The following is a 20,213-nucleotide window of genomic DNA, read 5'->3' as shown; positions in this document are numbered from 1 at the left end:
GGGCGGTGGCACCGGAGGCGACACGAGAACGCCGCGGAAACCCGCGCGTGCGTTGCGCCCGTCGAAGGGGTATATGTATTCGCAAGGGGGGTCGCACACCCGTCGAGTCGATGCGCGACGGTGTTCGGTAGCGCCTTCCTCCCCGTTTCCGAGAGGAGTCGAAGTGTCTATTCGATCCACATCCAACATGTCGCCGGTGCGTAGGGAGCAGCCCAGGCCTGCCCGGCGGGTCGAACAAGATGGGCCCTCGTTCACCGAGGTCGTCCACTCCCGGTTGTTCTCCAACTATGTGCCGCCCCGAGGAGAAGCGCACCGGATCGTCTGAGCCCGCCGGGCGATGTGCGGCACACTGGAGTGATGAGTGCATCCACGTCAGCCCAGAGCACCCGCATCGTTCTCGCCTCGCGCCCGGACGCCACACCCACCACCGACAACTTTCGCACCGAGGTCGTGGACCTGCCGGAGGTCGGCGAGGGACAGCTCCTTGTGCGGGTCGTCTATCTGTCGCTCGATCCGTATATGCGGGGACGGATGAGTACTGCCAAGTCGTACGCCCCTCCCGTCGAACTCGGTGACGTCATGGTGGCGGGCACCGTCTGTCAGGTCGTCGAGTCCCGCGCCGCCGACATTGCCGCCGGCGACTATGTGCTGGCGGGCGCCGGATGGCAGTCGCACGCGGTGGTCGACGCCGGGGCAGTGCGGAAGCTCGATCCGGCGGCGGCCCCGATCTCGACCGCGGTCGGTGTGCTCGGGATGCCCGGATTCACAGCGTATTCCGGACTGCTGAAGATCGGGCAGCCGAAGCCCGGGGAGACGGTGGCGGTGGCGGCCGCCACGGGCCCGGTGGGATCGGCGGTGGGCCAGATCGCGAAGCTGAAGGGCGCGAGGGCAGTAGGTATCGCGGGTGGCCCCGAGAAGTGCCGCGCACTGACCGAAGAATTCGGGTTCGACGTCGCCTTGGATCATCGCGATCCCGACTTCGCGCAGAAGCTGAAGGACGCCGTCCCCGAGGGTATCGACGTGTATTTCGAGAACGTCGGCGGCGCGGTGCAGGACGCGGTGTGGCCGTTGCTCAACACCTACGCCCGAATCCCGGTGTGTGGACTGGTCGCGCAGTACAACGGCGCTGTCGAGGAGCGGGCAGACCGCCTGCCGAGGTTCTTCTCGTCGGTGCTGACCAAGAGCCTCACGATCCGGGGCTTCATCCAGACCGAGTTCGTCAAGGAGATGTACGGCGACTTCCTGCGCGATGCCTCGGCCTGGGTTCGCGACGGATCGTTGAAGTACCGGGAGGACATCGTCGACGGCCTGGAGAACGCACCGGCGGCGTTCATCGGGATGCTCGAGGGAAAGAACTTCGGAAAGATGCTGGTGCGCGTGGCACCCGAAGAGTAAGCGGGGTCAGCGGCGCGGCGTGCCGGTGCTCCAGAGCGCCCAGAGGATGAGCACCGGCTGGAAGAACAGCCTCACCAGGCGCTTCCGGTCGGTGTCGAGCCCGAACGCGCTGCGCCGCCCGCGGTACTGCGCAAGATTTCCCGGAAAGACCGCCGCGAAGAACAAGGCGGCGATCCGGCCCACCCGGACCCGGTCGCGACCGAGGACGGCCAGCCCCGCGCCGAGCATGATCTCCACTCCTCCGGATGCCATGACCACCCCGTCCTTGTCCATGGGCACCCAGTCGGGCACCTGGGCCTGGAAGTCCTTACGGCCCCAGAACAGGTGACTCAGACCCGCGAAGACCAGTGCGGCGGCGAGCAGGAGTCGCGCGGCCGTACGGGGGCGTGTGGTGGGCGGTGTGTCCGTCCGAAGATCACTCATGCCCCGATGCTACGGAGCGCGACCGCGCTCGTGGCCGGATCAACCGATGCGTTCGAAGACCGCCGCGAGTCCCTGCCCGCCTCCGATACACATCGTTTCCAGGCCGTAGCGGCCCTCCCGCCGGTCGAGTTCGCGCAGCAGGGTGGTGAGGATGCGAGCGCCCGTCGCCCCGACCGGATGGCCGAGCGAAATACCCGATCCGTGCGGGTTCAGCCGCGGATCGTCCGGCTCGAGCCCCCACACGCGCATGACCGCCAGCGCCTGTGCGGCGAAGGCTTCGTTGAGCTCGATGACGTCCATGTCGGCGAGTGTCAGGCCGAGGCGGCCGAGCGCCTTCTCCGTGGCAGGGACCGGGCCGATTCCCATCGTCCGTGGCGGGACACCGGCGACGGCCCAGCTGGCGAGCCGCGCGAGCGGACGCAGTCCGAGCTTCGATGCCTTCTCCGCGGTGGTGACCACCGCGAGCGCGGCACCGTCGTTCTGGCCGCTGGCATTACCGGCGGTCACCGTGGCATCCGGATCTATCCTGCCGCGGATCGGGCGCAGCTTCGCGAGTCCCTCGAGGGTCGTGTCCGCGCGCGGATGCTCGTCGGTGTCGACGGTGATCGGATCGCCCTTGCGCTGGGGAACGCGCACCGGGACGATCTCCTCCGCGAAGATTCCGTTCTTCTGTGCGGCAACCGCGCGGTGGTGCGACTGCACGGCAAGCGCGTCCTGGTCCTCGCGACTGAGAGAGAATTCGGCGCGCAGGTTCTCGGCGGTCTCGATCATGCCGCCGGGCACGGGGAAATCGCGACCGCCGGCGGTCACGCGGGCACGCGCGAGCCGGTCGTTGAGGGCGACTGCCTCTCCCTTCACGCCCCAGCGCATTCCGGTCGCGTAGAACTCGGCCTGGCTCATCGACTCCGCGCCGCCCGCCAGGACGAGGTCGCTGCCGCCGGACTGCACCTGCATCACGGCCTGGAGCACCGCCTGGAGCCCGGAGCCGCAACGACGGTCGACCTGAAGGCCGGGAACATCGACACCCAGGCCGGAATTCAGCGCGGCGATACGGCCGATGGCAGGGTTCTCACCGCTGGGGGAGGCTTGGCCGACAATCACGTCGTCCACGTCCGATCCCGTGATCCCGGTGCGAGCCACGAGTTCCCGGATCACGGTCGCGGCAAGGTCTTCGGGTGCGATGTCCTTCAGGACGCCACCGAATCGGCCGACCGGGGTGCGGAGGGGTTCACAGATCACTACGTCGTTCATGGGTTCCTCGGGGTGGTGTCTCAGTTGGTGCGGGTGCGGACGAGATCGTGGGAGATTGCTTCTGCGGTCGAGATCAGGGAGGGGACGAGAACGTCGTGGACGGTGTCGTCCGGGTATCGCCCGGCGTGGGTGGAGATGTTCATCGACGCCACCACCGCACAGGATTCGTCGCGGATGGGTGCGGCAAGGGAGCGCAGGCCCTCTTCCAGTTCTTGGTCGACGATCGCGTACCCGTCTCTGCGCACCTTCTCGATTTCGGTTCGCAGGTCGTCGACGGTGGTGAGCGTACGAGACGTCATCGGGGTGAGTTCGGCTCGCGTGAGGTACTTTTCGAGTTCGGAAGGCGACAAGCCCGCGAGGAGTACCCGTCCCATGGATGTCGCGTGTGCGGGAAACCTGGTTCCCAAGGTGATGGACACCGTCATGATGCGGCGGACGGGCACGCGCGCGATGTAGACGACGTCGTCGCCGTCGAGCACCGACACCGAGGTCGACTCGTGGACTTTCTCGGCAAGCATTTCGAGATGGGGCCGTGCGACATCCGGCAGGGACAGTGCCGACAGGTAGCTGTAGCCGAGTTCGAGCACGCGGGGTGTGAGCCAGAACTGTGAACCGTCGGTACGCACGTAGCCGAGTTCGACCAGTGTCAGCAGAAACCGGCGCGCGGTGGCGCGCGTGAGGCCGGTCGCCCGTGCAACGTCCGAGAGGGTCTGTCTGGGGTGGTCGGCCCCGAACGCTGTGATCACCGAGAGTCCACGCGCGAGCGATTGGACGTAATCGGTCGACGCGACGGAACCCTCGCGCGGGTCGTTCAGGTCGGAGGTGCTCACGAGGCGGCGCCTTTCGAGGAGGAGTCGAGGAACGAGTGTCGCGCGGGAGATCCACCGCTGCGGATTTCTGTGCTGACGTGGACCGTCCTGCCGTGCTCTGTGCGCGCGATGTGCTCGACATGCAGCGGGACGGTCATCGGTGGTCTCCTGCGGGTCGCTGCGGGCAAGCGGGCCGGTTCAGCGTTCGCTATGTGGACGATCGAACGCGATGCGAACAGCGTAGATCCGCCGGAGCGCGACGTGCAAGGCGCCGCGGAGAGTGTTCACAATGCGAACACCGGTTCACATTACGCACAATCGGGTCTATTCTGGGATACATGGACAAAGTTGTTGCCTCAGCCGGCGAGGCCGTAGCCGACATCCCCGACGGCGTGACCATCGCTGTGGGCGGGTTCGGCCTGGTCGGAATCCCCGAGATACTCATCACCGCGCTCCTGGAACAGGGCGCCACCGATCTCGAGACCGTGAGCAACAACTGCGGCACCGACGGGTTCGGTCTCGGGCTGCTCCTCGAGAAGGGCCGCATCCGGCGCACGATCTCGTCCTATGTCGGCTCCAACAAGGAGTTCGCCCGTCAGTACCTGTCCGGCGAACTCGAAGTGGAGTTGACGCCCCAGGGCACGCTCGCGGAACGGCTACGTGCCGGAGGCGCCGGAATCCCCGCATTCTTCACCCCGGCCGGTGTCGGTACCGCCGTCGAAGAGGGCGGCCTGCCGCTGCGCTACGACGGACACGGTCACATCGCCGCCGCGTCGGAGCCGAAGGAAACCCGCGAATTCGATGGGAAGACCTACGTACTCGAGCGCGGCATCACCGCTGATTACGCTCTCGTCCACGCGTGGAAGGGCGACCGCCACGGCAATCTGGTCTACCGCGCCAGCGCCCGAAACTTCAATCCGCCCGCCGCGGCCTCCGGCCGCATCACCATCGCGCAGGTCGAGCACCTCGTGGAGCCGGGCGAACTCGACCCCAACGAAATCCACACACCAGGCATCCACGTTCAGCGTGTGGTGCACGTCGGCCCGGTCGAGGTCGGCATCGAGAATCGGACGGTGCGAGCATGACCCAGGCAGATATCCGCAGGCTCACCCGTCAGGAGATGGCGGCCCGTGTGGCACGGGAACTGTCCGACGGTCAGTACGTCAATCTCGGTATCGGCATGCCCACGCTGGTGCCGAACTACCTCGATCCCGATATCGAGGTCATCCTGCACTCGGAGAACGGCGTGCTCGGCGTCGGCCCGTACCCGACCGAAGAAGAACTCGACCCGGAACTCATCAACGCCGGCAAGGAAACCATCACGGCTGTTCCCGGTGCGTCGTACTTCGACTCCGCGGCCTCCTTCGGAATGATCCGCGGTGGCCGGATCGACGTCGCGGTTCTCGGGGCCATGCAGGTCTCGGCGAAGGGTGACATCGCGAACTGGATGGTGCCCGGCGCGATGGTCAAGGGGATGGGCGGCGCGATGGACCTGGTCCACGGCGCCAAGCGCGTCATCGTCATGATGGAGCACGTCACCAAGAAGGGCGACCCGAAGATTCTCGAGGAGTGCACTCTGCCCCTCACCGGGCGGCATTGCGTCCAGCGCATCATCACCGACATGGCCGTCATCGATGTCACCGACGCGGGTCTGGTGCTCGTCGACACCGCTCCCGGAGTGACCGTGGACGACGTGCTCGCCGCCACCGCCGCGCCTCTCGCCGTCTAGGGTCTCCCGCCCGGTGGGACACGACGCTCCCGCCCCCGCGTGCCGGACGGTTAGCATCTGCCGACGCCGGACCGACGGAGGAACGCAATGGTGGACTGGGCCGAGGAATGCGACGTACTCGTGGTCGGATCGGGAGCGGGCGGGTGCTGCGGCGCGTACACCGCTGCCCGGGAAGGTCTTTCGGTGATACTCATCGAGGCCTCCGAGCACTTCGGTGGGACCGCTGCGTATTCCGGTGGCGGGGGAATGTGGTTCCCCACCAATGCCGTATTGCGGCGGGCGGGTGACACGGACACCCTCGACGACGCCCGTACCTATTTCCGTTCCGTGGTCGGAGACCGCACCCCCCGCGACCTGCAGGACACGTTCGTCACCAGTGGCGCGCCCCTCATCGACTACCTCGAAGCGGACGACAACTTCGAGTTCCAGGTGCTGCCGTGGCCCGATTACTTCGGCAAGGCACCCAACGCCAGCGCCACCGGCCGGCACATCTGCGCGGCGCCGCTGCGGGTGCGTGACGACCTCGAACTCAACGAATCCATCCGCGGCCCCCTCGGTCGCGAACGCGCCGGCGAGCGCCTCCGCAGCACCCTCATCGGAGGACGGGCGCTGGTCGGCCGTTTCCTCGTCGCCCTTCGGCAATACCCGAACGCCGACACCCATCTCGACACCGCCCTCGAAGATCTCGTGGTCGAGAACGGTGGCGTGGTCGGAGCGATCGTCTCGCACGGAGGTGAGCGACGTGCCATCCGCGCACGGCGGGGTGTGGTCCTCGCTGCCGGTGGATTCGAGCGCAACGACGACATGCGGGCCGAATTCGGAGTCCCGGGCCACTCACGCGATTCGATGGGGCCGTGGTCCAACCTCGGCAAGGGGCACCGCGCGGGAATCGCGGCGGGCGCGGATGTCGATCTCATGGACGAGGCATGGTGGTCGCCCGGACTGACGCACCCCGACGGCCGCTCGGCGTTCGCGCTCTGGTTTACCGGTGGAGTGTTCGTCGACGACCGGGGTGAGCGTTTCGTCAACGAATCCGCACCGTACGACCGGATCGGGCATGCCGCCCTCGCACATGCGGAGAGCGGAAAGCTGACCATGCCGTTCTGGATGATCTACGACGACAAAGACGGTCTAGCACCACCCGTCCAGGCCACCAACGTGCCGGTCGCGGAGGCGGAGCAGTACGTCGAGGCCGGTCTGTGGAAGACCGCGGACACGCTCGAGGAACTCGCCGTCATGATCGGTGTTCCCACCGACGTCCTGGCCGCGACAATCGAACGATTCAACGCCTTCGCGACTGCCGGCGTCGACGAGGATTTCGGCAGGGGGGACGAACCCTACGATCGCGCGTTCTCGGGTGGTGAGTCGCCTCTCGTGCCGGTGGACACGCCGCCGTTCCACGCAGCGGCGTTCGGACTGTCCGATCTCGGTACCAAGGGAGGGTTGCGCACCGATACCTGTGCCCGTGTGCTCGACACCTCCGGAGCACCGATACCCGGGCTGTATGCGGCCGGTAACACCATGGCGGCGGTCAGCGGAACCGTGTATCCCGGCGGCGGAAACCCCATCGGGGCGAGCATGGTGTTCGCGCACCTCGCGGCACGTGACCTGGCTTCACGCACCTGATCCTTCGTCCGGTGCCCTCGTGTCTCCGGCGTCTCCGGCGTCTCCGGCGTCTCCGGTGTCGCGGTTCGCGTCCGGCGCATCGGGCCCGGGTGAACCGGCGATTTCGGGCACGAGTTCGTAACGCCGGCCGAAGGTTTCGATCAGCGACTGGATCACCGCGATGACCGGCACCGAGACGAGCGCGCCGATGGCACCGAACAGTGACGCACCGATGATCACCGCGCCGAAGGCCACGGCAGGATGGATGGCCACGGTGCGCGCGGTGACGCGCGGATGCAGCACGTAGTTCTCGATCTGCTGGTAGAGCGTGCCGAAAACCACGACCCACACGGCGTTGATCGGATGCGTCGTTGCCGCGATGATCGCGGGCAAGGCGATCGCCAGGTAGGTGCCCAGTGTCGGGACGAACTGGGAGACGACGCCCGTCCACAGGGCCAGGGGCAGCCAGTAGGGCACATCCAGCGCGACCAGGAACACGCCGGTCGCCACGGTGCTGAAGGCCGCGAGAATGAGGCGGGAGACGACGTAACCGCCGGCCTTGTCCACCGAGATCTCCCAGACGGTCGAAATCACTCGTTGCTGCTGAGCCGGAAACCAACTCGCCACCGTGCGCCGCAGAGCAGGGCCCTCCGCCGACATGTAGAACGCGAAGAGCAGCATCGTCAGCAACTGGAACACGACTTCGAAGAGCGAAGTCACCACACCGAGCACACCCGGAGTGAACCGGGCGGCGAGTTCGCGCACCGTGTCGGGCGTGATGCGGAGATCATCCGAATCGACCGAAAAGTTGGTGTCGAACGTGCGGTTCGCCCACTGGGTGACCGAGGACAACGCGTCCGGCAACGCGGTGACGAGCTGGGAGAGCTGCTCGGCGAGCAACGCGCCGAACAGCGACAGGAACCCGACCACCAGGAGGACCAGCCCGAACAGCACGAGTCCCGCTGCGGCCCCCCGTCGCATCCCGAAGCGTTCCATCCGGTCCACGACGGGCTCGACGGTGATGCTGAAGAGCCACGCGAGGAACAGCAGCCCGAGGAAGCCTTTGAGATTGTGGAAGAGCCACCCGGACATCTGGTACGCGGCGATCGCGAACAGGACGTAGAGGATCACGGGGCGGAACCAGCGGGGAAGTCCGGAGCGCTCGACGCGCCGGGCACCACCCCGCGGCGCCCTCGTCGGTTCCGGGCTGTCTACGTCGTCCATGTCGCCCCCGCGGCCGCTACTGATGCAGGCACAGCGAATCTACCGTGGGGAAAGCAAAACCGGCCCGGACTCGTGAGAGTCCGGGCCGGTGGTGGTAGCGGGGACAGGATTTGAACCTGCGACCTCTGGGTTATGAGCCCAGCGAGCTACCGAGCTGCTCCACCCCGCGTTGCCTGACCAACGATACACGACTTTCGGAGACGATTTCACCAGGGTTCCCGCCGCCGGCGATAGTGTGGGACGGACCACAGATTGATGCGGAGAACTCGATGCGGATCGCGCTGTTCGGCACATGTCTCGGCGACACCCTCTTCCCGTCCGCGCTCGAGGCCACCGCTGTCCTGCTCACGAGACTCGGACACGAGGTGGTGTTCCCGCCCGGACAGACCTGCTGCGGCCAGATGCACATCAACACCGGATACCAGCCGGACGCGCTGCCGCTCGTGGAGAACTTCGCCGAGGAGTTCGGCGACACCGCGATCGACGCGGTCGTGGTGCCGTCCGGATCGTGCACAGGGTCGATCCGTCACCAGCACCACATCGTGGCCGACCGCTATGGAACTCCGGCGCTCCGCGGACGGGTGGAGGTGGTGAAGGCCAAGACGTACGAGTTGTCGGAACTGCTCGTCGACGTGCTGGGGGTGACCGACGTAGGTGCGTCGTTCCCCCACCGTGTCACCTACCACCCGACCTGCCACTCGTTGCGGATGATCAGGGTGGGAGACAAGCCGCTCCGGTTGCTGCGCCGGGTACGCGACATCGACCTCGTCGAACTTCCCGAAGCCGACGTGTGTTGCGGGTTCGGTGGAACGTTCGCGATCAAGAATGCGGAGACGTCCACCGCGATGCTCGGCGACAAGATCAGAAATGTGGCCTCGACGGGTGCCGAGGTCTGCACGGCCGGAGATTCGTCGTGCCTCATGCACATCGGCGGGGGAATGTCGCGTCTGCGGATGGGGACACGCACCCTGCATCTCGCCGAGATTCTCGCGTCCGTCCGCGAACCCGCCCCGGTGGTGGGATCGTGACCGCGGCCTCGCTGGGGATGCCGCCGATCCCGCCGCGCGGCACCGGAAACGTGCGCGGAACCGAAACCTTCCCTGCCGCAGCACGACACGAACTCGCCGACGCGCAACTGCGGCGCAATATCGGTAAAGCGACGCACACGATCCGCGGCAAGCGACTGGCGGTCACCGAAGAATTACCGGACTGGGAAGACCTCCGGGTCGCCGGAGAGGGAATCAAGAACGACGTGCTCGCGCGACTACCCGAGTTGCTCGAGCAGTTCGAAGCAGCCGTCGTCGCACGGGGCGGTGTGGTGCATTGGGCCGCAGATGCCGACGAGGCCAATGCACTGGTGACACAACTGGTTCGGGAAGCGGGGGCGGACGAAGTCATCAAGGTGAAGTCCATGGCCACCCAGGAGATCGGTCTCAACGAACATCTCGAGTCCGAGGGCATCACCGCGCACGAGACCGACCTCGCCGAACTCATCGTCCAACTCGGCCACGACACACCGTCGCACATTCTCGTGCCCGCCATCCATCGCAACCGGTCCGAGATTCGCAGCATCTTCCTCAGCGAGATGGACGGCGTGGATCCCGATCTCGACGCGAACCCGGCACATCTCGCCGAAGCATCCCGGAAATACTTGCGGCACAAGTTCATGACGGTGCCGGTCGCGGTCTCGGGAGCGAACTTCGGCATCGCCGAAACCGGGACACTCGCGGTGGTCGAATCCGAAGGCAACGGACGAATGTGCCTGACATTGCCGCAGACCCTCATCACCGTCATGGGTATCGAGAAGCTTCTGCCCACCTACCGTGATCTCGAGGTGTTCCTCCAATTGCTCCCGCGATCGTCGACGGGGGAACGGATGAACCCGTACACCTCGATGTGGACCGGTGTCACCCCCGGGGACGGACCACAGACGTTCCACCTGATCCTGCTCGACAACGGACGCACCGCAACCCTTGCGGACACCGTCGGACGAGCGGCGCTGCGCTGCATCCGCTGCTCAGCATGCTTGAACGTGTGCCCGGTGTACGAACGCACCGGCGGTCACGCCTACGGGTCGACGTATCCCGGCCCGATCGGTGCGGTGCTCACCCCGCAACTGGCCGGCATGGACGAACCCCACGACCCCAATGCCACCCTGCCGTTCGCGTCGAGCCTGTGCGGCGCCTGTTTCGACGCCTGCCCGGTCCGAATCGACATTCCGTCCCTGCTGGTCGAATTGCGGCACCAGAAAGCCGAACACGCGCGGCCGGGCGCCGAGGCCGCGGCCATGAAGGCGGCCTCGTTCGCGATGTCTTCGGCCGCGCGATGGACCGCAGCCCAGAAGGCCGCGGGCATCGCGCGACTGCTCGCGGGACGGAAGGGTCGCATCACGACGCTGCCGTGGCCGCTGAGCGGGTGGACCGACGCCCGCGATATCGCCGCACCTCCGAAACAGACGTTCCGTCAGTGGTGGGACACCGAAGAACGCCGGGTCACCCTCGAACGGGCGAGACAATCGGGGGAACAGTCATGAGTTCGAAAGACGTTGTCATGGGGCGTATCCGAGATGCACTGATGCTGTCGGACTCTCCTCCCGGGGAGGTTGTCCGCCGCTACCGGACAGGAAGGACACTGCCCGACGACCAGCGTTACGAGATGTTCGCCGACAGGGTGCGTGACTACAAGGCGACCGTGCATCGTCACACCTCCGCGGAACTTGCGAGTGCGCTCTCCGGGATTCTCACCGAACTCGGAGTGCAGAGCCTCGGGGTGCCGCCCGGACTGGACCGGTCGTGGCTCGCGGAATTCGATGGCCGGATCGTCGTCGACTCTCCGGAAGTGCCCGCTCCCGACCTGGGGCAACTCGACGGTGTGCTCACCGGATCGGCTGTGTCGTGTGCGGAAACGGGCACCATCTTCCTCGACGGAAGCCCGGATCAGGGTAGGCGAGCACTCACGCTGGTGCCCGACCTCCACGTGTGCCTGGTGGGACTGGATACCCTCGAAGTCGGTGTGCCCGAGGCGCTGGCGAGGCTGGTGCCCGAGCGGCCCACCACACTCGTCAGCGGGCCCTCCGCGACCAGCGACATCGAACTCGAACGTGTCGAAGGGGTGCACGGTCCGCGGACACTCGTGGTGGTCGTCGTCGGCTGAGCGGCGGAGGTCAGATCCGGGCGACGAAGTTGTGCGCTTCCCGGGCGGCGTGCCGCCAGGTGTCCAAGGTGCCGGCAAGGTCGTTTCCGTCGAGTGGGAAAGCAACCCACTCCTTCATGGTCCGGCTGTTGACGATCAAGCGCTGATCCCCACCGAGAAACGCGAAGATTCTGCCTCCCACGCGCAGGCCCGGGCTGCGGAACATCGTGCCCATCTCGACCGCGGGATCACTGCGATACTCGACTGCGATCTCGTCGAGGAATGCTTGTGCCCGATCAGGATCGGTTTCATAGGACAGATCGGTTTCGTCGGACACGGGCTTCTCCTGGCGATGGAGTCGACGGGACAACCGTCCGACAACCGTACCCCGGGATCCGTGGCGCACGGCGTCGATCGCCGGACATAGTCGGCAGGTGTGGCGTGTCAGTTCTGCAGTTTCCACGATGCCAGGTCGATGGCGGTCGCGACCGATTCGGTCAGCACCTCCACGCGCTCGGCCGGGCCGGGTGTCGCGAGCACCGCATACCGATCCGCCTCACCCATGGGAATGTGACGCGCGATCGCGAACAACCGCGCGCCCGGATCGTCGGGAAGCTCCGTGGGGGACGGCAGCGGTGGAGCATTGCCGTCGGTCAGGCGGTCGAGGAGATCGTGAAGACGCTCGAGTGCCTCCATCAGCGGCGCCATGTCGACCGGCCCCGAGTCGGTATCGGGCCACGGTTCCACCTCCGCGCGCGGATACGGATCGTCCGGGAGCCAGTGATCGATGCGGATCCGTTCTTCCGCAACGCATTCCAGAACGTGCCGTCCGCCGCCGATTTCGGTGTCGAGGAGGATTCTCGCGACGGTCCCCACGTCGTTGCGCTGATCGCCGCCGCCGACCTCGTGTCCCCGTGCAATGAGCACCACGCCGAAACGCGGGCCGTCCGGCGCGGTCGAGCAGTCGCGTACGAGTTGCTGGTAACGCGGCTCGAAGACGTGGAGCGGTAGGCCGGCTCCGGGGAGTAGTGCGGTACCCAGAGGGAACATGGGGAGAATCGGCATCAGGGCATCCTCAGCATCGGGATCGGTGGTTCGTCGGTGGGGTCGCCGCGTTCGATCTCGGTCAGGAGATGAGTTGCCCACGCGGACAATCCGTCGATGTCGAGGCCGTACGGTGGTGCGTCCTCGTAGTGGCGGATACGCGACCTGCCCTGTTGTAGCAGCGAGGCGGCGCCTCGGGGGTTGCCGCGCAGCAGGTGGGTCAGGCCCACGGCGAGCTGAGCGAGACCCTGCCACAGCGGGCGTTCTTCGGGCGGAGCCTTTTTCCACATGGATTCGAACACTTCGTGGGCGTGGAACGGATGCCCCTGATCGAGCAGTCGCTGCCCTTCGGAAATGGTCTCCTCGGTGTCGAGATCGAGGTCGTCGGGGACGCGCGGGACGCCCTCTTCGCCGGGTGGCAGGGGACGGCCGAGCGCGTCACGGGGACGTGCGTTCTGCGGTCGGCCGTCGGGGGTGCGGTCCCGATCCGTCATGGCCTTCAGGGTAGACGACAGTGGACGTCGGCGGATCGCCGCAAAGGCTGGTCAGTACGGTTGCAGCGGCCGGCGGAACTGTGTTCGCGGTGCGGCGCGTGCGACGTCCAGACGCGACGACAACTCGGTGTGCAGCGCTTCGGTCGTGCCGGGAGCCACGCGCGTGTCGGCACCCTGGACGAACAGATACCGGCCGTCGTCGACGATGTCGAACCAGCCCACGTCACCCGCCCCGGTAGGACCTGTGCCGGGGGAGCGGAGAAAAAGCCGGATGCTGCCGGTCGCCGTCCTGGGTCGGAACAGGACGTCGCGAACGGCCGGTGCCGCCCCACCGCCGAGCGGGAGACGCACGGCGGTGTTGACGGGCAGATCCAGGAGCGAGCGTGTCGGCGCGGTGTGCTCCGGTATCCGGCCGGGTGGAACGGTGGGCAGCAATGCGGCGATCGACCCGGGAAGCCGGCCGATCGGCATGGTCGTGACCTCGATGTCTCCGGCGTTCACGTGCTGCCGGGCCAGAACGGCGTCCTCTCCGGCGACGGCACCCGCGACGAACAGCGATTCGCCCGGACGGGACGAGTTCGCATAGATCTCGATCGCGATCTCACCCGCGCGCAGAATGTGGAGCGCGCGTTCGAGGACAGGGTCGTCGAGTTGTTGCCGCCATCGTTCGGCTGCGCGGAGGTCGGCGATATGTTCGTCTTCCCACCGGGCCGCGGAGCGGTACCGCAGGGGGAACGGCAGGTCGTCGTCTCCCGAGGCGGTCCACAGAGACCGAAACCGATCCGGTGTCAGGCGTCGGCTCATGTCGGGTCCGCCCCCAGCACGGGCGGCGCGGTGTCCGGTATCGAGCCGATGAGTTCGTTGCCGTGGTCGTTGGTGACGAGGTAACCGGGGACGCGGCGCTGGTCGTCGCTACCCTGCGCCGAACTCGGCGGCATCATGCCGGGATACATGCCCATCGGGCGTGCGCCACCGTTGCGTGACCCGGCCGCTGCCTGTGGTGCCGAGCGGTCGGTTCCCGCAGGTGCCGCTCCGCCGAGGGCACCGGCGCCGAGCCCCTGAGCCCAGGGTGACGAGACACCGCCACCTGCGCTGCCGGCGCCGCCGGAGGCTCCGAGGCCGGCAGGAGATCCGGAGGCCCCGGAACCATACGGCTGACCGGGCAGTGGTGACGGTCCCGAGGCGCCGGCCGGTGTGGTCGTTGCCGGATCGGAGCCGGAAGCTTCGAACGGGCTTGGCTGCGCCGCATTCTCGCGCTTCGCGGAACGGTCTTCCGAATTGTCGTGGGGTCCGTCGGCCGTACGGGACGTCGCGGAATCGAGGTCTTCGCGGCGGTTCGAGCCGAACCCTCCCGCCGTCGGATCCACGCCCGCGGAATCTCGGCCGGACTCGCTCGCGGCGCCCCATTGCCGGCCACCGGCAACCTCTCCGCCGGACGCCGTGGCCGCCACAAACGGCGGCGGGAGCACCGGAACCGCCGCACCCGAATCCCGGTAGTACGGCTTGTACAGCGATTCCATCACATGCACCGACTGCACCCGGATCGCTTCCGCTTGTCGTGCGGCCTCGGCCCCGGCCACCGGATCGAGCGCGGTGAACGCCATCGGAATCCGGGCGGTGGGCGGCGGAACGGACGACTTGACCCGTTCCCCGACATCCGCGGCGATGTGCAACTTCTGGGCGACCGCCTGCGCTGCGTCGCACAGTTGCTGAGCCGATTCGCCGAAACGCCGGGTGGCTTCGGCCGCCGCCGTTGCTGCGTCTCCTTCCCAGTGCCGCGCGATCCGGTCGCGGATCATCACGGTGCCGAGCGAGACCGCAAGGCTGAAACCCTTTCCCAGCTCGGCCCATTCACCGGCCAGTGTGGTCATCGCGATAGGGCTGATGGTCTGGGCGATGCGATAGATCTCGGCATGCTCCATGCTGTGGAAGTTCTCGAAGTCGCGGATGTATTCGGGATCGAATCCCGCGTCGAGTCGCGCGGCGAGTTCGTCGTGCCGGGCCTGTCGCCTGGTGACCGACCCGGGCACACCCGAGCCGATAAGAGGTTGGAGGAGTTCTTCCAGCGGAGTGTCGTCCGACATGCAGCTACCGCCCCTGTCCGACGAATGTCAGCGCGTACGCGCGCTGTGAACCGGTGACGGCTCCTTCGCCGCCGGAACGCGACACGACTCGATGTTCCCCCACCACGACCCCCCGATCTGTTGGTGGCGAGATGCTAGCGCACCGCACCCACCAGGCGCAGTGCGAGATCGGCGTACAGGGTGCTGATGGCCTCGGGCTCGCTGTAGCGGCCGGACGGATACCACCGGCAGATGTCGACGCACAGCGACATGAGCGCGAGGGTGACGCCTTCGGCGTCGGGGACGGTGAACTCACCGGACTCGAGCCCCGCGTCGACCACGTCCCTGACGACCTGGGTCGTCTGCCGGCGCAGCCCGGTGATGATGCGGTAGTGGTCGCGGTCGAGGGCGTTCAGTTCGTACTGGATGACTCGCGCGCGCCGGTGATGTTCGGCTTGCCATCCGGCGAACCGGCCGATGACGGAGGAGAGGCGCGTGACGGCGTCGGCGCCGGGGATGTCGGCGTCCCGCGCTACCCGCAGGGCGAGGTCGTGCCCCTCGTAGGAGATGGCATAGAGAAGCTCTTCCTTCGACTTGTAGTGCGGATACATCGCGGCGGGACTCATCTCCAGCCGGGTGGCGATCTGCCGGGTGGTCGTGCCTCCGTAACCGTGTTCCGCGAACGCCTCGATTGCGGCCTCGCGGAGGCGCGCGGCTGCCTTCGAGGTGCTGATGACGCCGGTGCTCGGTGTGGTCACGGTTTACTCCAGTTCTTGCCTGCTCGTGTGGTTGACAGGCTCACCACAACGCTTCATCATAAGCGAGTGCTTAGAAAATAAGCACTCGCTTATTTCACTCTAGGAGCTTTGGATGCGACGCACCCTGTACGGTCCCGATCACGAGGCCTTCCGGGACTCGGCCCGGGAGTTCGTCAATCGGTTCGTACTGCCCCGTGCAGAGGAACTCATCGATCGCCACGAGATTCCCCGCGACATCTGGCTCGAAGCCGGTAAGGCGGGCTTCCTGGGGCTCGAGATCCCGGAGCGCTTCGGTGGCATGGAGGCCGGTGACTACCGCTTCAACGCGATCGTCGCCGAGGAATTCGCGCGTGCCAACATGGCGCTGTCGTCCTCGATGGGTATCCACTCGGACATCACGGTTCCGTACATCGTGCACCTCGGCAACGAGGAGCAGCGCGAACGCTGGCTGCCCCGTTGTGCGACAGGCGAACTCATCTGTGCCATCGGCATGACCGAGCCCTCCGGCGGCTCCGACCTCGCCAACCTCAAGACCACGGCTGTCCGCGACGGCGACGACTGGATCCTCAACGGCGCCAAGACATTCATCACCAACGGTTACAACTGCGACCTGGTGGTCGTGGCCGCCCGCACCGACCCCACGAAGGGCGCCAAGGGCATTTCGCTGCTCGTCGTCGAGCGCGGTATGGAGGGCTTCGAGAACGGCCGCAAGCTCGACAAGGTGGGACAGCCCGAGGCCGACACCGCCGAACTGTTCTTCAAGGACGTCCGGGTTCCGGGCGCGAATCTCCTCGGCGAAGAAGGCATGGGCTTCATCTCGATGATGAAACTGCTGCCGCAGGAACGCCTCGGCTCCGCCGTCAACAACGTGCACCATGCCAAGCACATTCTCCTGGAGACTCTCGAGTACTCGAAGGAACGCAAGGCATTCGGTCAGGCCATCGGCACCATGCAGTACAACAAGTTCCTGCTCGCCGAACTGGTGACCAAGATCGAGGTCGCCGAAGCGTACGTCGACCAGGCTGTCGAGGCCCACGCCGACGGCAAGCTCACCGCGGTCGACGCGGCGAAGGCCAAGTGGTGGAGTGCGCAGACCCAGTCCGAGGTCCTCGACGCGTGTGTTCAGATCCACGGTGGGTACGGGTACATGAACGAATACCGTGTCGCGCGGGCATGGCGGGACGCCCGTGTGACGAAGATCTGGGCCGGCACCAACGAAATCATGAAGGAACTCATCGGCCGCGATCTCGGCCTGTAGTCCCGGCAGACGATTCCCGACCGACAACTCTCGAAGGAGCTTCCGATGCCCGAAGCAGTGATCGTCTCAGCAGTACGCTCGCCCATCGGGCGCGCGATGAAGGGGTCTCTCAAGACACTCCGGCCCGACGACATGACCACGCAGATGGTCGCCGCGGCACTCGCGAAGATTCCGGACCTGGATCCGGCGGAGATCGACGACCTGATGGTCGGCTGTGGCCAGCCCGCCGGCCAGTCCGGCTTCAACATCGCCCGCGTGGTCGCCGTGCAGCTCGGCTACGACTTCCTTCCCGGCGTGACCGTCAACCGGTACTGCTCGTCGTCGCTGCAGACCACCCGCATGGCGCTGCACGCGATCAAGGCCGGCGAGGGCGACGTGTTCATCTCCGCCGGTGTCGAGTCGGTGTCGAGCTTCGTGACCGGCAACGCCGACGGCCTGCCGAACACCAAGAACCCCTTGTTCGCGGACGCAGAGGCGCGGACCGAAACTCTTGCCCAGGGCGGTACGGCCTGGACGGATCCGCGATCCGAAGGAACACTGCCCGACGTCTACATCGCGATGGGTCAGACCGCCGAGAACGTCGCGTCCTACACGGGGATTTCCCGCGAAGACCAGGACCGGTGGGGCGTCCGCTCGCACAACCGGGCCGAGGAAGCCATCAAGTCGGGGTTCTTCGAGAAGGAGATCACGCCGCTCACACTCCCCGACGGCACGGTGGTCTCCACCGACGACGGCCCGCGTCCCGGCACCACGTACGAGAAGGTCAGCCAGCTCGAGCCGGTGTTCCGGCCGGACGGCACGGTCACCGCAGGCAATGCATGCCCGCTGAACGACGGTGCGGCGGCGCTGGTGATCATGTCCGACACCAAGGCGAAGGCCCTCGGGTTGACGCCGCTGGCGCGGATCGTCTCGACCGGGGTGTCGGGCTTGTCGCCGGAGATCATGGGTCTGGGCCCGATCGACGCGACTCGCCGGGCGCTGGCCAATGCGGGGATGGGAATCTCGGATATCGATCTGTTCGAGATCAACGAGGCGTTCGCGGTGCAGGTGCTCGGGTCGGCGCGCGAACTCGGGATCGACGAGGACAAGCTCAATATCTCCGGTGGTGCGATCGCGCTGGGGCATCCGTTCGGTATGACGGGCGCTCGCATCACGAACACGCTGCTGAACAATCTGCGTGAGCAGGACAAGCAGTTCGGTGTGGAGACGATGTGTGTCGGTGGTGGTCAGGGTATGGCGATGGTGCTCGAACGCCTGAGCTGATCTCGCCGATATAGGCCCCAGCTATTCCACCGCTAGGCCGCATGTCTGAAAAGACATGCGGCCTAACGGGTTTCAAGAGCTTTCTGCTTTGTAAAACCGCCAGAACTGGGCTATACATCTTGTGTAGGCCCCGTCACACCGAGGAGATCATCGCATGTCTGTGCTCGACAGATTCCGTCTCGACGACCGCGTCGCCATCGTCACCGGCGCATCCTCGGGCCTCGGTGTCGCGTTCGCGCAGGCGCTCGCCGAGGCCGGGGCGGACGTCGTTCTTGCGGCGCGCCGCGTCGACAGGCTCGAGCAGACCGCCGAACTCGTCCGTGCCGCCGGGCGCCGCGCGGTAACCGTCGAGACCGATATCGCCGATCCCGACCAGGCGCAACGCATGGTCGACACGGCTGTCGAGCAGCTCGGCAAGGTCGACATTCTCATCAACAACGCAGGGATCGGCACCGCGGTACCCGCGACCAAGGAAACCCCCGACCAGTTCCGCCGCGTCATCGACATCAATCTCAACGGGTCGTACTGGGCGGCACAGGCCGCCGGCCGCGTCATGCAGCCCGGAAGCTCCGTCCTGAACATTTCGTCGGTGCTGGGCCTGACCACGGCGGGTCTTCCGCAGGCCGCCTACGCCGCCAGCAAAGCCGGCATCATCGGCCTCACCCGCGACCTCGCGCAGCAGTGGGGCACCCGGAAGGGCATCCGCGTCAACGCACTTGCGCCGGGGTTCTTCCGGACCGAGATGACCGACGAATACCAGCCGGGATACCTCGAAACCATGAAATCCCGAATCATCCTGGGCCGCACCGGAGACCCGGCGGAAATCGCCGCCACTGCCGTGTGGCTGGTCTCGGAGGCGGCCGCGTACGTGACCGGTCAGACCATCGCGGTCGACGGCGGCCTCACCATCAACTGACCGCTCCACCCATCCCGACGATCCACCCCCACGGAGGTTTGCAGTGAGCTCAACAGTCCGCACCGCCATCGTCACCGGAGCCGCACGCGGTATCGGTGCTGCCGTCGCCAAGCGACTCGCCCAGGACGGCCTCCAGGTCGCTGTTCTCGACCTCGACGCCGGCGCCTGCGCCGACACGGTCTCCGCCATCGAGGCGGCCGGCGGCAAGGCGCTCGCCGTGGGCGCGAACGTCGCCGACGAAGAATCCGTCGCTGCGGCCGTGGAGAAGGTCGCCACGGAACTCGGCGAGCCCACCGTGCTGATCAACAACGCCGGGATCACCCGCGACAATCTCCTGTTCAAGATGACGGTCGACGAGTGGGATTCCGTCATGGCTGTGCACCTGCGCGGTGCGTTCCTGATGTCGCGCGCAACGCAGAAGTACATGGTCGACAACAAGTTCGGACGTATCGTCAATCTGTCGAGCACGTCGGCGCAGGGAAATCGCGGACAGGTCAACTACTCTGCGGCCAAGGCGGGCATGCAGGGCTTCACCAAGACACTCTCCATCGAACTGGGCAAGTTCGGTGTCACCGCCAACGCGATTGCGCCGGGCTTCATCGAGACCGAGATGACCGCCGCTACCGCAGAGCGCGTCGGGGTGCCGTTCGAGGATTACAAGAAGGCCGCCGCGGCACAGATCCCGGTCGCGCGTGTCGGCAAGCCCGACGACATCGCACACACCGCCTCGTTCCTCGCATCCGAGGGTGCGGGGTTCGTCTCCGGGCAGGTCATCTACGTGGCAGGTGGACCCAAGGACTGAGGCACACCGCAGTCGGCGGCGCCGCGATCCCTGAAGCTCTCGGGGAT

Annotated in this window: 22 protein-coding genes and 1 tRNA gene; 11 read left to right on the top strand and 12 right to left on the bottom strand. The window is 66.6% G+C overall.

Annotated elements, in window-relative coordinates; genetic code table 11:
* The first annotated feature begins 357 nt into the window (after positions 1-357).
* Positions 358-1,395, top strand: coding sequence for an NADP-dependent oxidoreductase (locus tag ACFWBU_RS12850; RefSeq protein ID WP_169652866.1), 1,038 nt, complete (start codon positions 358-360; stop codon positions 1,393-1,395).
* 6 nt (positions 1,396-1,401) lie between these two features.
* Here the strand turns inward: ACFWBU_RS12850 and ACFWBU_RS12845 are convergent, their stop codons facing one another.
* Genes ACFWBU_RS12845 through ACFWBU_RS12830 form a run of 4 tightly spaced genes read right to left on the bottom strand, consistent with a single transcriptional unit; the run spans position 1,402 to position 4,036 of the window.
* Positions 1,402-1,818 carry a hypothetical protein gene (locus ACFWBU_RS12845; protein ID WP_169622947.1) on the bottom strand — a complete coding sequence of 139 codons (417 nt, stop codon included), beginning with the start codon at positions 1,816-1,818 and terminating at the stop codon, positions 1,402-1,404.
* 39 nt (positions 1,819-1,857) lie between these two features.
* Positions 1,858-3,069: an acetyl-CoA C-acetyltransferase gene (locus ACFWBU_RS12840; RefSeq protein WP_169652867.1), complete on the bottom strand. Its 1,212-nt coding sequence runs from the start codon at positions 3,067-3,069 to the stop codon at positions 1,858-1,860.
* Between the two features lie 20 nt (positions 3,070-3,089).
* Entirely contained in the window at positions 3,090-3,899 is an 810-nt protein-coding gene (locus tag ACFWBU_RS12835) for an IclR family transcriptional regulator (protein WP_346765388.1), read from the bottom strand.
* Positions 3,896-4,036: a hypothetical protein gene (locus ACFWBU_RS12830; RefSeq protein ID WP_169652868.1), complete on the bottom strand. Its 141-nt coding sequence runs from the start codon at positions 4,034-4,036 to the stop codon at positions 3,896-3,898. The genes ACFWBU_RS12835 and ACFWBU_RS12830 overlap by 4 nt, the downstream gene beginning before the upstream one ends.
* A gap of 180 nt (positions 4,037-4,216) precedes the next feature.
* Here ACFWBU_RS12830 and ACFWBU_RS12825 point away from each other — a divergent pair, with 180 nt between their 5' ends.
* From ACFWBU_RS12825 to ACFWBU_RS12815, 3 genes are all read left to right on the top strand, one after another.
* The gene (locus ACFWBU_RS12825) at positions 4,217-4,963 is read left to right on the top strand and encodes a CoA transferase subunit A (RefSeq protein ID WP_378528437.1); all 747 of its coding nucleotides are present in this window, start codon (positions 4,217-4,219) and stop codon (positions 4,961-4,963) included.
* Positions 4,960-5,607 (top strand): CoA transferase subunit B, encoded by a 648-nt coding sequence (locus ACFWBU_RS12820; protein WP_169622951.1) that lies wholly within the window; start codon positions 4,960-4,962, stop codon positions 5,605-5,607. Before ACFWBU_RS12825 ends, ACFWBU_RS12820 begins: the two co-directional genes overlap by 4 nt.
* An 87-nt stretch (positions 5,608-5,694) precedes the next feature.
* Positions 5,695-7,233, top strand: coding sequence for an FAD-binding protein (locus ACFWBU_RS12815; protein ID WP_378528436.1), 1,539 nt, complete (start codon positions 5,695-5,697; stop codon positions 7,231-7,233).
* Here the strand turns inward: ACFWBU_RS12815 and ACFWBU_RS12810 are convergent.
* Together ACFWBU_RS12810 and ACFWBU_RS12805 are read right to left on the bottom strand one after the other, a co-directional pair.
* Positions 7,222-8,436: an AI-2E family transporter gene (locus ACFWBU_RS12810; RefSeq protein WP_169652870.1), complete on the bottom strand. Its 1,215-nt coding sequence runs from the start codon at positions 8,434-8,436 to the stop codon at positions 7,222-7,224. The two genes, ACFWBU_RS12815 and ACFWBU_RS12810, sit on opposite strands and share 12 nt — an antisense overlap.
* 92 nt (positions 8,437-8,528) lie before the next feature.
* Positions 8,529-8,605 (bottom strand) — tRNA-Met (locus tag ACFWBU_RS12805).
* 100 nt (positions 8,606-8,705) lie between these two features.
* Between ACFWBU_RS12805 and ACFWBU_RS12800 the strand changes: the two genes are divergently transcribed.
* The 3 genes from ACFWBU_RS12800 to ACFWBU_RS12790 are packed head-to-tail and all read left to right on the top strand — an operon-like array spanning position 8,706 to position 11,589.
* The gene (locus ACFWBU_RS12800) at positions 8,706-9,464 is read left to right on the top strand and encodes a (Fe-S)-binding protein (RefSeq protein ID WP_169622954.1); all 759 of its coding nucleotides are present in this window, start codon (positions 8,706-8,708) and stop codon (positions 9,462-9,464) included.
* Between the two features lie 17 nt (positions 9,465-9,481).
* The gene (locus ACFWBU_RS12795) at positions 9,482-10,969 is read left to right on the top strand and encodes a lactate utilization protein B (RefSeq protein WP_169622967.1); all 1,488 of its coding nucleotides are present in this window, start codon (positions 9,482-9,484) and stop codon (positions 10,967-10,969) included.
* Complete coding sequence (locus ACFWBU_RS12790; protein ID WP_169622955.1) at positions 10,966-11,589, top strand: LUD domain-containing protein; 624 nt, start codon at positions 10,966-10,968, stop codon at positions 11,587-11,589. The genes ACFWBU_RS12795 and ACFWBU_RS12790 overlap by 4 nt, the downstream gene beginning before the upstream one ends.
* A 10-nt stretch (positions 11,590-11,599) precedes the next feature.
* Here ACFWBU_RS12790 and ACFWBU_RS12785 read toward each other — a convergent pair whose 3' ends face one another.
* From ACFWBU_RS12785 to ACFWBU_RS12760, 6 genes are all read right to left on the bottom strand, one after another.
* On the bottom strand, positions 11,600-11,905 hold the full coding sequence (locus tag ACFWBU_RS12785) for a hypothetical protein (RefSeq protein WP_378528435.1): 306 nt from the start codon (positions 11,903-11,905) through the stop codon (positions 11,600-11,602).
* Between the two features lie 107 nt (positions 11,906-12,012).
* The gene (locus tag ACFWBU_RS12780; RefSeq protein WP_169622957.1) at positions 12,013-12,633 is read right to left on the bottom strand and encodes an LON peptidase substrate-binding domain-containing protein; all 621 of its coding nucleotides are present in this window, start codon (positions 12,631-12,633) and stop codon (positions 12,013-12,015) included.
* Positions 12,633-13,106: a DUF309 domain-containing protein gene (locus ACFWBU_RS12775; RefSeq protein WP_169622958.1), complete on the bottom strand. Its 474-nt coding sequence runs from the start codon at positions 13,104-13,106 to the stop codon at positions 12,633-12,635. The genes ACFWBU_RS12780 and ACFWBU_RS12775 overlap by 1 nt, the downstream gene beginning before the upstream one ends.
* A gap of 51 nt (positions 13,107-13,157) precedes the next feature.
* Positions 13,158-13,910, bottom strand: a complete 753-nt coding sequence (locus ACFWBU_RS12770) for an ESX secretion-associated protein EspG (protein ID WP_378528434.1) — start codon at positions 13,908-13,910, stop codon at positions 13,158-13,160.
* Positions 13,907-15,190, bottom strand: a complete 1,284-nt coding sequence (locus ACFWBU_RS12765; protein ID WP_378528433.1) for a hypothetical protein — start codon at positions 15,188-15,190, stop codon at positions 13,907-13,909. The genes ACFWBU_RS12770 and ACFWBU_RS12765 overlap by 4 nt, the downstream gene beginning before the upstream one ends.
* Before the next feature lie 134 nt (positions 15,191-15,324).
* Positions 15,325-15,927 (bottom strand): TetR/AcrR family transcriptional regulator, encoded by a 603-nt coding sequence (locus ACFWBU_RS12760; RefSeq protein ID WP_169622961.1) that lies wholly within the window; start codon positions 15,925-15,927, stop codon positions 15,325-15,327.
* A 112-nt stretch (positions 15,928-16,039) separates the two neighbouring features.
* Here ACFWBU_RS12760 and ACFWBU_RS12755 point away from each other — a divergent pair, with 112 nt between their 5' ends.
* From ACFWBU_RS12755 to fabG, 4 genes are all read left to right on the top strand, one after another.
* Positions 16,040-17,185, top strand: coding sequence for an acyl-CoA dehydrogenase family protein (locus ACFWBU_RS12755; RefSeq protein ID WP_169622962.1), 1,146 nt, complete (start codon positions 16,040-16,042; stop codon positions 17,183-17,185).
* 45 nt (positions 17,186-17,230) lie between these two features.
* Entirely contained in the window at positions 17,231-18,448 is a 1,218-nt protein-coding gene (locus ACFWBU_RS12750) for an acetyl-CoA C-acetyltransferase (protein WP_378528432.1), read from the top strand.
* Positions 18,449-18,602: 154 nt separating this feature from the next.
* The gene (locus ACFWBU_RS12745) at positions 18,603-19,364 is read left to right on the top strand and encodes an SDR family NAD(P)-dependent oxidoreductase (protein WP_169622829.1); all 762 of its coding nucleotides are present in this window, start codon (positions 18,603-18,605) and stop codon (positions 19,362-19,364) included.
* 43 nt (positions 19,365-19,407) lie between these two features.
* The gene (gene fabG / locus ACFWBU_RS12740; protein WP_378528430.1) at positions 19,408-20,166 is read left to right on the top strand and encodes a 3-oxoacyl-ACP reductase FabG; all 759 of its coding nucleotides are present in this window, start codon (positions 19,408-19,410) and stop codon (positions 20,164-20,166) included.
* The last annotated feature ends 47 nt before the right edge of the window (positions 20,167-20,213 follow it).

It is taken from the genome of Rhodococcus sp. NPDC060084, from assembly GCF_042730335.1.
GTDB lineage: Bacteria > Actinomycetota > Actinomycetes > Mycobacteriales > Mycobacteriaceae > Rhodococcus.
Note: the sequence above shows the minus strand (reverse complement) of the source record. Positions and strands in the feature narration are given on the sequence as shown.

Bases quoted from the DNA above. Each gene is read 5' to 3' on its own strand.
- ACFWBU_RS12815 (WP_378528436.1), top strand. From the start codon at position 5,695: ATGGTGGACTGGGCCGAGGAATGCGACGTACTCGTGGTCGGATCGGGA.
- ACFWBU_RS12765 (WP_378528433.1), bottom strand. From the start codon at position 15,190: ATGTCGGACGACACTCCGCTGGAAGAACTCCTCCAACCTCTTATCGGC.
- ACFWBU_RS12830 (WP_169652868.1), bottom strand. From the start codon at position 4,036: ATGACCGTCCCGCTGCATGTCGAGCACATCGCGCGCACAGAGCACGGC.
- ACFWBU_RS12770 (WP_378528434.1), bottom strand. From the start codon at position 13,910: ATGAGCCGACGCCTGACACCGGATCGGTTTCGGTCTCTGTGGACCGCC.
- ACFWBU_RS12800 (WP_169622954.1), top strand. From the start codon at position 8,706: ATGCGGATCGCGCTGTTCGGCACATGTCTCGGCGACACCCTCTTCCCG.
- ACFWBU_RS12775 (WP_169622958.1), bottom strand. From the start codon at position 13,106: ATGACGGATCGGGACCGCACCCCCGACGGCCGACCGCAGAACGCACGT.
- ACFWBU_RS12780 (WP_169622957.1), bottom strand. From the start codon at position 12,633: ATGCCGATTCTCCCCATGTTCCCTCTGGGTACCGCACTACTCCCCGGA.
- ACFWBU_RS12795 (WP_169622967.1), top strand. From the start codon at position 9,482: ATGCCGCCGATCCCGCCGCGCGGCACCGGAAACGTGCGCGGAACCGAA.
- ACFWBU_RS12825 (WP_378528437.1), top strand. From the start codon at position 4,217: ATGGACAAAGTTGTTGCCTCAGCCGGCGAGGCCGTAGCCGACATCCCC.
- ACFWBU_RS12750 (WP_378528432.1), top strand. From the start codon at position 17,231: ATGCCCGAAGCAGTGATCGTCTCAGCAGTACGCTCGCCCATCGGGCGC.
- ACFWBU_RS12810 (WP_169652870.1), bottom strand. From the start codon at position 8,436: ATGGACGACGTAGACAGCCCGGAACCGACGAGGGCGCCGCGGGGTGGT.
- ACFWBU_RS12820 (WP_169622951.1), top strand. From the start codon at position 4,960: ATGACCCAGGCAGATATCCGCAGGCTCACCCGTCAGGAGATGGCGGCC.
- ACFWBU_RS12840 (WP_169652867.1), bottom strand. From the start codon at position 3,069: ATGAACGACGTAGTGATCTGTGAACCCCTCCGCACCCCGGTCGGCCGA.
- ACFWBU_RS12790 (WP_169622955.1), top strand. From the start codon at position 10,966: ATGAGTTCGAAAGACGTTGTCATGGGGCGTATCCGAGATGCACTGATG.
- ACFWBU_RS12755 (WP_169622962.1), top strand. From the start codon at position 16,040: ATGCGACGCACCCTGTACGGTCCCGATCACGAGGCCTTCCGGGACTCG.
- ACFWBU_RS12845 (WP_169622947.1), bottom strand. From the start codon at position 1,818: ATGAGTGATCTTCGGACGGACACACCGCCCACCACACGCCCCCGTACG.
- ACFWBU_RS12745 (WP_169622829.1), top strand. From the start codon at position 18,603: ATGTCTGTGCTCGACAGATTCCGTCTCGACGACCGCGTCGCCATCGTC.
- ACFWBU_RS12850 (WP_169652866.1), top strand. From the start codon at position 358: ATGAGTGCATCCACGTCAGCCCAGAGCACCCGCATCGTTCTCGCCTCG.